The 1,332-nt window shown below is 70.1% G+C and carries 2 protein-coding genes; both read left to right on the top strand.

Features of this window, described 5'->3' with window-relative positions; translation table 11 throughout:
- The first annotated feature begins 76 nt into the window (after window positions 1–76).
- A complete protein-coding gene (locus tag JHN45_RS51960) occupies window positions 77–976 on the top strand; it encodes an arylamine N-acetyltransferase (protein WP_201056500.1) in 900 nt (299 codons plus the stop codon).
- A 48-nt stretch (window positions 977–1,024) separates the two neighbouring features.
- The gene (locus JHN45_RS51955; protein WP_201056499.1) at window positions 1,025–1,270 is read left to right on the top strand and encodes a hypothetical protein; all 246 of its coding nucleotides are present in this window, start codon (window positions 1,025–1,027) and stop codon (window positions 1,268–1,270) included.
- The last annotated feature ends 62 nt before the right edge of the window (window positions 1,271–1,332 follow it).

The following is a 1,332-nucleotide window of genomic DNA, read 5'->3' as shown; positions in this document are numbered from 1 at the left end:
GGGGGGAGGGGCCCTCCCCCCTGCGTCGCCCCCGGCGGCATGGGCGTCCAGCCGCGGCTCGCGCGAGACTGGAGGCATGAATCCCGCACAGGTTGATGCCTACCTCCGCCGGCTGGGAGTCCCGTGCCCGGCGCTGCCCACCGTCGACGTCCTTCGCGAGTTGCATCTGCGTCATCTGCAGACCGTGCCCTTCGAGAATCTGTCGATTCATCTGGGGGAGGAGATCGTGCTGGAGGAGAAGCGGCTGCTGGACAAGGTCGTGGGCGCGGGCAGGGGCGGGTTCTGCTACGAACTGAACGGACTGTTCGGGGCGTTGCTCACCGCGCTGGGATTCGACGTCGCGCTGCTGTCGGCGCGGGTGTACGGGGACGGAGGGTGCCTGGGAATCCCGTACGACCATCTCGCGCTGTGGGTGCGGACGGTGGACGGGAGTGTGTGGCTGGCCGACGTGGGGTTCGGGACGCACAGCCACTACCCCTTGGCCTTCGAGGAACGGGGCGAACAGGCGGACCCCGGTGGCGAGTTCAGGATCGCCGAGTCCGCGACTCCCGGGGACCAGCCAGACCAGCCAGACCAGCCGGACCTGCCGGAGATGCCAAACATGCGAGGGGCGCCAGACCTGCCAGGGACGCCAAACCAACCAGGCCTCGCGGACCCGACGGACCTGGACGTTCTCCGGAACGGCAAGCCCGCGTACCGGTTGGAGACGCGGCCCCGGGTGCTCGGTGACTTCGTGGCAGCGGCGTGGTGGCAGGCCACGTCACCGGCGTCGCACTTCACGCAGTCGCTGGTCTGCTCGCGGCTCACGGACGACGGAGGGAGGATCACGCTCAGTGGTCGCGGCCTGACGGTGACGGCGCCGGACGGGACCCGGGACGTGCGTGAACTGGGTACGGACGAGGAGGTGTTGGCGGTGTACCGGGAGCGGTTCGGGATCGAACTGGGAGAGGTACCGACGGTGCGCACACCCGCGTAACCGTGGGGGTGTGCGCGCGAGCCCGCGGCCGTACCGGAAGATGTTCCCGTGAGTGATGTGAGACATGTGCTGGTGCTGCCCGACCGTGACACGGCCGAGGAGGCGGCGGAGGCGCTCGGGGAGCGGTTCGCCCTCGACGAGGAACCGCAGTTGGTGCGGGACGCGCTGGCCGGCGAGGACGATGCCGAGGACGCGCAGTGGTTGCTGGTGCTGCGGGACGAGCACGGACGGCTCGACCCCGGTGAGCTGGACGCGTTCGCGGGGGAGTGGGACGGCTGGCGCGAGGAGCCGTAACGGTTACGAGCCCACCAACGACCCCACCAACGACCCCACCCACGAGCCGACGGCGCCGACAC

This window comes from Streptomyces sp. MBT53, assembly GCF_016654115.1.
In the GTDB taxonomy this organism is placed as follows: Bacteria; Actinomycetota; Actinomycetes; order Streptomycetales; family Streptomycetaceae; genus Streptomyces.
Note: the sequence above shows the minus strand (reverse complement) of the source record. Positions and strands in the feature narration are given on the sequence as shown.

What these genes read in the sequence shown, in the direction of transcription:
- JHN45_RS51960 (WP_201056500.1), top strand. Translation starts at nt 77, where the DNA reads ATGAATCCCGCACAGGTTGATGCCTACCTCCGCCGGCTGGGAGTCCCG.